This is a genomic window from Chromohalobacter beijerinckii, assembly GCF_023061185.1.
Classification (GTDB): Bacteria; Pseudomonadota; Gammaproteobacteria; order Pseudomonadales; family Halomonadaceae; genus Chromohalobacter; species Chromohalobacter beijerinckii.
Genome location: NZ_JAKGAK010000034.1, coordinates 1 through 8,340 on the forward strand (window position 1 = coordinate 1; position 8,340 = coordinate 8,340).

The window sequence follows — 8,340 nt, forward strand, 5'->3', positions numbered from 1 at the left end:
GGCTGAAGGGCCTGTAGCGATGCCTCAACCCAGCAGCAGATCGCCCTCGATGGAGATGAACTGGCTCGTCTTGTATCTCCGGGATCAAACGGCCGGTCCCGTGCTCTCTCGTACTACCAGCTCGAAGGGCATGATGCGATGCTCATCCGCTGCGTCATCCCGACCATCGATGATGTCGAGCAACAGAGACACGGCCTCGCGCCCGAAATTCTCGGCGGGCTGGGCGATGGTCGTCAGGGAGGGATCGCAAAAGGAAGCGAAGGCGATATCGTCGAATCCCGCCACCGAGATATCCTCGGGCACCCGAAGCCCCGCTTCCTTGATGCGCCGCATGGCACCCATGGCCATTTCGTCGTTTTCGCAGAAGATCGCAGTGGGTGGGTCGGCTCGCGATAGCAGGTCACCTGCCGCCCGATGACCCGAGGGCGGCGTGAAATCGCCAGGACACCACAGGCTCTCGTCCGACATCAGGCCAGCAGTCGCCAGGGCATCCTGGAAACCGAGTAGACGATCTCGGGTCAAGGGGCTGTTGAGCGGCCCTTTGATCATGCCGATACGCCGATGTCCCAGTGTCAGTAGATGTTCGGTCACCACCCGGGCGGCGGCTCGGTTGTCGAGCTTGACGGTGGGGCACGGCGACTTGTCGAGCACCTCACAGGCGTTGACCATCGGCGGTCGCGCCTTGCCATCCGAGGCCGTGAAGGGATCATAGGCGCGCAGCTGGATGAGGCCGTCGGCCTGACGCGTCGACACCAGGCCGGCGTAGGCCTGCTCGGTGCGTTCATCGCCGAGTGTATTGCACAGCAGAATGCCATACCCCCGCCGCTGCGCCGCTTCCTGGATGCCGCCAATCACCCGGGCAAAGAAGGTGTTGGCGATGGTCGGCACCAGCACCACCAGGTTGCGGGTGCGTTGCGACCGGAACTGCACCGCCATGAGATTCGGCCGGTAACCAGCCTGCTCGACGGCGGCCAGCACTCTGTCGCGCGTTCCCGGCGATACGATGGCGGGCGTCTTCAAGGTGCGCGACACCGTCGCCACCGACACACCGGCCAACTCGGCCACCTTACGAATATTGGTCATTCCTGGCTGTGAACCTCCTCGTCTCGTCGCCTACCTCGGCACCATCATGCGCGCCAGTCTACTGCATCATTGCCCCTGGCTCATCGGTGCACCCGCTCGCGCCCCTGCGACCTAGGTCGCATTGATGCCCCGCGTCTGGGTGACTAGCTTACAGCTTAATGTAACCGGTTACATTTCATGAGTAGATCGGTTGAAACGGCCCAGCCGAACCCTGTGGAGGACGAATGACAACAGCAAAACGACGCGTGCGAATGGGCATGATCGGGGGTGGCGAAGGCGCCTTCATCGGCCGGGTACATCGCCTGGCCGCCGCTCTGGATGGCGAGCTTGAACTGGTCTGCGCCAGCTTCAGCCGCGACCCCGGCAACAACGCCCGCACCGGCGAGGCCTGTGGCCTTTCGGCACAGCGCCTCTACCCCGACTGGCAGTCACTAATCGATGGCGAGCGCCGGCTACCCGACGATCAGCGCATGGACGTGCTGGTCGTGGTCACGCCCAATCACCTGCACGTGCCCATCAGCCAGGCCGCACTCGAGGCGGGCTTCCATGTCTTCTGCGAGAAGCCGGCAGCGACCACCCTGGAGGAGGCACGCCAGCTCGCTGCCACTCTCGATGTGGGCACGAGCCTCTACGGCCTCGCCCACACCTATCTCGGCTATCCCATGGTCTGGCAGGCACGCCGCCTGGTGCGCGATGGCGAGCTCGGCCGCCTGCGCAAGATTCACGTCGAATACCCTCAGGGCTGGCTCAGCACCAACCTCGAGGGCACCGGCAACAAGCAGGCGGGATGGCGCACCGATCCCGCCATCGCCGGTGCCAGCGGATGCATGGCCGACATCGGTACGCATGCCTTCGGCCTCGCCGAGTTCATCTCAGGACACCACGTCACTGAACTCTGCGCCGCCCTTGGCACCCACGGCGAACAACGGCGGCTGGACGACGACGGCGACGCCCTGTTCCAAACCGCTGAAGGGGCCAGCGGCACCCTGATGGCAAGCCAAGTCTGCACCGGCGAGGAGAACGCCCTGAAGATCCGCCTGTATGGCGATCGCGGGGCGCTGGAATGGCAGCAGATGGAGCCCAATACCTTGGTCCACCGGCGCCTTGATGAGCCCATGCGCGTGCTGCGTGCGGGGATCGATCAGCCCGGCCTGGCACCGGAAGCCCTGGAGCGCCTGCGACTGCCCGGTGGCCATCCCGAAGGGTACCTGGAAGCGCTGGCCAACCTCTATCGCGACTTCGCCGACGCCGTCCGACGTGGCGAGCACGGTGCTGCCGCGGGCGTCCCCGGCATGGAAGAGGGCCTGCGTGGCATGGCCTTCATCGAGGCCCTGCTGAAAAGCCAGGCCGGCACCTCCAAGTGGACATCCCTCGAGGACACTTCCCAGCGGCATGACGCGGAGACAACGACATGACCAGCACTCACGACAAGGGCATCAAGGGTCCGGCGCTCTTTCTCGCCCAGTTCCTTGACGATCACCCGCCTTTCAATGATCTCGACACGATCACCCGTTGGGCCGCCTCACTCGGCTATCGTGGCGTACAGATGCCGACGGTCGATTCACGCCTTATCGATCTCGAACTCGCCGCCGACAGCCAAGATTACTGCGACGAGCTGACCGGACGCTGCGCCGAAGCCGGCGTGGCGATCAGCGAGCTCTCCACCCATCTCCAAGGGCAATTGGTGGCGGTGCACCCCGCCTTCGATGAACTGTTCGACGGCTTCGCCCCATCACACCTGCACGGCCACCCCGAGGCACGGCGACAATGGGCAGAAGAACAGCTCAAGCTCGCCGCCCGCGCCAGTCGCCGCCTGGGGATGAAAGCACACGGCACCTTCTCCGGTGCCCTGCTGTGGCCCTACTTTTATCCCTGGCCACAACGGCCACCGGGGCTCATTGAGGAAGGTTTCGCCGAACTGGCCCGTCGTTGGCGGCCGATCCTGGATGTCTTCGACGAGCAAGGCGTCGACCTGTGCTTCGAGATTCACCCAGGGGAAGACCTGCACGATGGCGCCACCTTCGAACGCTTCCTCGAGACCGTGGACGGTCACCCCCGAGCGAAGATCCTCTTCGACCCCAGTCACATGGTGCTGCAGCAACTCGACTACCTGGGCTTCATCGATCGCTATCACGAGCGGATCGGGATGTTCCACGTCAAGGATGCGGAGTTCACACCCAGCGCCCGCAGCGGGGTCTATGGCGGCTATCAGGGTTGGGTCGACCGCCCCGGTCGCTTCCGCTCGCTGGGCGATGGCCAGGTCGATTTCAAGGGCATCTTCTCGCGGCTCACCCAATACGGCTACGACGGCTGGGCGGTACTCGAGTGGGAATGCTGCCTCAAGGACGCCGCCCAAGGGGCCGCCGAGGGCGCCCCCTTCATCGACCGCCACCTGATCCAGCGCGCCGACAAAGCCTTCGATGACTTCGCCGACACCGGCTCGGACCCGGGGCGCAACCGACGCTTGCTGGGACTCGACGAAACGAACTGATACCCATCACACAATAACGAGGGTACGCCATGCTACGCACACGACTCGGCATCATGATGTTTCTGCAGTTCTTCATCTGGGGCGGCTGGTTCGTCACCCTGGGCACTTTTCTTTCCCAAAACCTGGGAGCCAGCGGAGGCCAGATCGGTATAGCCTTCTCGACCCAGTCATGGGGCGCGATCATCGCGCCCTTTATCATCGGCTTGATCGCTGATCGCTACTTCAACGCCGAACGCATCCTCGCCCTGCTGCACTTGGCCGGTGCCGCCCTGCTGTTCGGCCTGTACCGCGCCCAGGACTTCACCACCTTCTATCCGTTGGTGCTGGTCTACATGATCCTCTACATGCCCACCCTGGCGCTGGTGAATTCGGTTTCGTTTCGCCAGATGCGCGATCCCTCGCAGGAATTCGCCAAGATTCGAGTCTGGGGCACCATCGGCTGGATCCTCGCCGGGCTGGCGATCAGCTACCTGTTCTCCTGGGACGGCGCCGAGGCCATCGCTGGCGGCGCCCTGCGCAACACATTCCTGATGTGTGCCATCGCCTCGCTGGCACTGGGCCTCTACTGCTTTACCCTGCCAGCCACCCCACCCAAGGCGGACACCCGCAAGGGTGGGCTGAAAGAAATTCTCGGACTCGATGCTCTGAAACTGCTCAATGACCGCAACTACGCGATCTTCTTTGTCGCCTCGGTGCTGATCTGCATTCCGCTGGCCTTCTACTACCAGAACGCCAATCCCTTTCTGGCGGAAATCGGCGTGGCCAATCCCACCGGCAAGATGACCCTGGGGCAGATCTCGGAAGTCTTGTTCATGCTGCTGTTGCCGGTCTTCATCCACCGCTTCGGCATCAAGATCACCCTGATTATCGGCATGCTGGCCTGGGCCGTGCGTTATGCCCTCTTCGCCTTCGGCGATGCCGGTGAAGGCGTCTACCTGCTGCTGCTCGGTATCGCCCTGCACGGCGTCTGCTATGATTTTTTCTTCGTCTCTGGGCAGATCTACACCGATGCACGCGCTGGCGAACGCTTCCAGAGTGCCGCCCAAGGCATGATCACGCTGGCTACCTACGGGGTCGGCATGTTGATCGGCTTCTGGGTCGCCGGCCTGGTCACCGATCACTACGCCACCGCCGACGGTCATGACTGGCAAGGCATCTGGCTGTTCCCTGCATGCTTCGCCCTCGCCGTCCTGCTGCTCTTCCTGGTGGCCTTCAAGGACAAGGATCGCGCCAAGGAAGCGTCCGAGGTGAAACGTACCTGAAAGAACCTCGAGCAGTTCGCCGGCGCCATGCCGGCGAACTGCCGCATGGCAACGCGATTGGGTCAGGGAAGAGCACGCCGCCAGCAGCGGTATCGCGTTTCTGTGGCCAAAACAACTCCCGAATACATCGCTTCTCCGCGCGAGCGGCTAATCTAACAGAGCTGTTCGAGCGGGGATGGTGAAACCAGTGCGAGAATCGAGAACCGAGAATCGCCTATCGAGTCGCCAGCCCCTGGAAAAACCGGTATCCGGCTTCTACCCAACAGGAGGAGAAAAAGATGGCAACCATTACGACTCGAGACGGTACGAACGTTTTCTACAAGGATTGGGGAGCCAAAGATGCTCAGCCCATTGTCTTTCACCACGGCTGGCCGCTTTCGGCGGACGACTGGGATAGTCAGATGTTGTTCTTTCTATCGCAGGGCTACCGCGTCATCGCCTTCGATCGCCGAGGGCATGGCCGCTCAGACCAGACCGATACGGGCAACGACATGGACACTTACGCGTCCGACACTACGGAACTGGTGAACGCACTCGATTTGAAAGACGCCGTTCATATCGGCCATTCGACCGGAGGCGGCGTCGTCGCGCGCTACGTCGCCCGGGCAGAATCAGACCGCGTCGCCAAGGCCGTCTTGATGGGCGCAGTGACCCCGCTCATGCTACAGACATCCGCCAATCCGGAAGGCACGCCCAAGGAGGTGTTCGACGGCTTTCGCAGCACTCTGGCAACCAACCGCGCACAGTTCTTCAAGGACATCCCCGCCGGCCCGTTCTACGGGTTCAATCGCGACGGTGCCGAGGTCAGCCAGGGCCTGATCGACAACTGGTGGCGGCAAGGCATGGAAGGCGGCGCCAAGGCCCAGTACGACTCCATCGAAGCATTTTCGGAGACCGACTTCACCGACGACCTCCAGGCGATCACGATTCCCGTGCTGGTGATGCACGGAGAGGACGACCAAATCGTTCCGATCGCGGCCTCGGCCCACAAGGCGGTCAAGCTCCTGCCTAACGGCACGCTGAAGACATACCCCGACCTGTCGCATGGCATGTTCGCCACGCACCCCGACCAGATCAACACTGACCTGCTCGAATTCATACAGGCGCGCTGATACGTAGCTCTCGCGGGCTCGATGGGGACATCGAGCCCGCTCTCCTCAAAACCAGCGGCGCATCCGCGCCTCAAACACGTCGCGTACGGCAAGTACGATGTGGCCCCCTGGCTCATCGCCATCAGCCCACCGACCAGACCGGGGCCCGCAAGACCTACCCACAGGTACCGCCCAAGGTGGAGCATTGCCTGACCGAAAGGGGGCAGGCCCTGTGCCCGGCATTGGATGCCCTGCTGAAATGGGCGGAAAAGGAAGAGGCGCTGCAACCGCGGGAAGAACCGGAGCAGGAGACGACTGACTAACGATCATCAGCTAGTAGATGTTCCGCGAGGATCACGCCCGAGGCGCGTTCGAACACCTGGACTGGGTGCATTGGTGAGCTGGGTAAGTAGCCGGCGTTCCCATGCATCGCGAGATGCTCAGCAAACCTATCAGGTCGCGAAAAATCGAGCCAATGCCTGATTCAGTTGGAGTCCGTCCTCATGTCGCTTCTGTGCTGAGCGCCGCGCTAGGTTCTGCAGCTTGCGTTTGACGCCGGGCAACTCGCGGGCGGCAGGCAGCCCGATCAGGTCGAAGTCCGGCTGTTCGTTTTCGACGGAAAGCAGAAATGCTCGCGATGTGTCGTCCATCCACTCAGCGATACGTGCCAGCAGCTTCACCCTATACTCCAGCAATTCATCCACGGTCACGGGCTCGGCCGTCATTCCTCTAAAGTGCGCTTGAAAGATGGCGTCGAAATCTTTTGGCGACTGAGGTTCGAGAATTTCCCAGGCAGGCTTTGGACTGCAGGTCAGATAGACCAGAAACGTACGCCACAAGTTTTTATTGGCTCGGTCATCCGCCAATAACAGTCCCACATCGAACAAGTCGCGCGGATGCTGACGCGATAGCGCCGCCGACAGCTTCCCGGCATAAAGGTCAGCGAAATCGAGCACTTGTGCGGAAGCAAAGCCGAACGCCTCCTCTACCGCCGGCTGAACCTCCATCTCGCGTACGGCGTGCACCGTACCGCGCATGACCGGCGTGGTTTCGATCTGCACACGCGCCGAGCCCCGACTGACGATCAATCGCGTTATACCCCGACTGCCCTGAGGTGCCGACAACTGCACACTCGAGATGGTTGATTGAGCCCGTAGCGTCTCTGCAAGAGTTTCAAGCGCCTGGCCGATCAAGGCAGTGTCCTCGGCGAAATCATGGACCGGCAACCAGGCGAGATCGATATCTACCGACAGCCGAGGTAGGTCATGTTCGAACAGGTTGATCGCCGTCCCGCCCTTCAACGCAAAGCGCGGCTCCTGCGACAGCATCGGCAGAATATCTACCAGCAACTGAACACGGTCGGTATAGCGTTTATCCCAGGTGCTCATCCAAGTCTCTCGGTAGCGTGATCTGATAAGTCGGATGCAAGCGGCCGCCGGGCACCAGGACGCGTTTACCGCTGCCGAGGTCCACCCCGTCCAGCGGGGTTCTGCGCAGCCAGGCATGCTGATATCGATCCGCCAGAGCGAGAAACAAACGCTTGGCCTTGATGCTCCGACAATGACGCAACAACACCGCTACACGCCTCGGCCGCAGTGTCGTCAGACTCTGCATGAGCGCATCAGCTTCATAGACCAGCGCCGCTCCGGTAGGACCATCGCATAGTTCCAATATCGCGCGCTCCGGTGTGGAGCAGACGATGGGCTCTACACCAGAAATCGCCTCTCGGCGCTCCAAACCCTGGTCGCGTAAAACATCGTCCTGTGTTTCTATCGTGAAATGGGGGACCGACCATTCGAAGGGAGGCTTACCACAAAACACGAACCGCTCGGGCAGTGCCAGTTGACCAAGCCAACCTGGCGGCCGAACCGCCCCATAAAGCGTCACCGTGGCGGCTTCGCCCAGACGTAGATAGTGTTCGTGCCCGTGCATTTCCAGTGCGAAACGCCCGCCAATGTATAACGGGAGGCCTTCTCGCTGTTGCAGACTTCGCAACACGCCTTGCCACTGTAGCCGCCCGCCCTTTCTCAGATAGACCCCTCGTGCCGGCGAGATCAACCATCCGCTGGAGACGTAACGCGCCACCAGGCTTCTCGAATAGCCCTGAGCTTGCAACCAGCGACTGGAGACCAGATCAAAGTCTCCCAGGCTCGCTAGCAGGCGGTTTAGCTTTTTATCTTTTTGATCACTCATAGTAAGCATAATACGACGTTGAAAAACCTTATCCAACGAGAAAAACGATTACAAAAAGTATTTTTCGCTCACCCTGAGTGAGCGTAATGTAGAAATTCCAAACCCCAATTCCATAATGCACCAAGCCACGCAGACCGCGCCCGGGGCGCGTTCGAGCACCTGGACTGGGTGCATCGGAGAGTAATGGCGTGGTCGAAGTGCACTTGGGCACGCTCGGTGC

Annotated in this window: 8 protein-coding genes; 5 read left to right on the plus strand and 3 right to left on the minus strand. The window is 61.5% G+C overall.

Annotated features, from left to right (window positions below):
- Nucleotides 1–84: 84 nt before the first annotated feature.
- On the minus strand, nt 85–1,083 hold the full coding sequence (locus L1075_RS15420) for a LacI family DNA-binding transcriptional regulator (protein ID WP_246942705.1): 999 nt from the start codon (nt 1,081–1,083) through the stop codon (nt 85–87).
- 224 nt (nt 1,084–1,307) lie between these two features.
- Here L1075_RS15420 and L1075_RS15425 point away from each other — a divergent pair, with 224 nt between their 5' ends.
- From L1075_RS15425 to L1075_RS15770, 5 genes are all read left to right on the plus strand, one after another.
- Nucleotides 1,308–2,498, plus strand: coding sequence for a Gfo/Idh/MocA family protein (locus tag L1075_RS15425; RefSeq protein WP_246942706.1), 1,191 nt, complete (start codon nt 1,308–1,310; stop codon nt 2,496–2,498).
- Nucleotides 2,495–3,574 carry a sugar phosphate isomerase/epimerase family protein gene (locus L1075_RS15430; RefSeq protein WP_246942708.1) on the plus strand — a complete coding sequence of 360 codons (1,080 nt, stop codon included), beginning with the start codon at nt 2,495–2,497 and terminating at the stop codon, nt 3,572–3,574. The genes L1075_RS15425 and L1075_RS15430 overlap by 4 nt, the downstream gene beginning before the upstream one ends.
- A gap of 29 nt (nt 3,575–3,603) precedes the next feature.
- Nucleotides 3,604–4,836, plus strand: coding sequence for a nucleoside permease (locus L1075_RS15435; RefSeq protein WP_246942710.1), 1,233 nt, complete (start codon nt 3,604–3,606; stop codon nt 4,834–4,836).
- A 278-nt stretch (nt 4,837–5,114) separates the two neighbouring features.
- Entirely contained in the window at nt 5,115–5,948 is an 834-nt protein-coding gene (locus L1075_RS15440) for an alpha/beta fold hydrolase (protein ID WP_246942712.1), read from the plus strand.
- Between the two features lie 107 nt (nt 5,949–6,055).
- Nucleotides 6,056–6,250: a winged helix-turn-helix transcriptional regulator gene (locus L1075_RS15770; RefSeq protein WP_281504346.1), complete on the plus strand. Its 195-nt coding sequence runs from the start codon at nt 6,056–6,058 to the stop codon at nt 6,248–6,250.
- A 129-nt stretch (nt 6,251–6,379) separates the two neighbouring features.
- Here L1075_RS15770 and L1075_RS15450 read toward each other — a convergent pair whose 3' ends face one another.
- On the minus strand, nt 6,380–7,315 hold the full coding sequence (locus L1075_RS15450; RefSeq protein ID WP_246942716.1) for a nucleotidyl transferase AbiEii/AbiGii toxin family protein: 936 nt from the start codon (nt 7,313–7,315) through the stop codon (nt 6,380–6,382).
- Complete coding sequence (locus L1075_RS15455) at nt 7,299–8,120, minus strand: type IV toxin-antitoxin system AbiEi family antitoxin domain-containing protein (protein WP_246942718.1); 822 nt, start codon at nt 8,118–8,120, stop codon at nt 7,299–7,301. The genes L1075_RS15450 and L1075_RS15455 overlap by 17 nt, the downstream gene beginning before the upstream one ends.
- Nucleotides 8,121–8,340 lie beyond the last annotated feature (220 nt).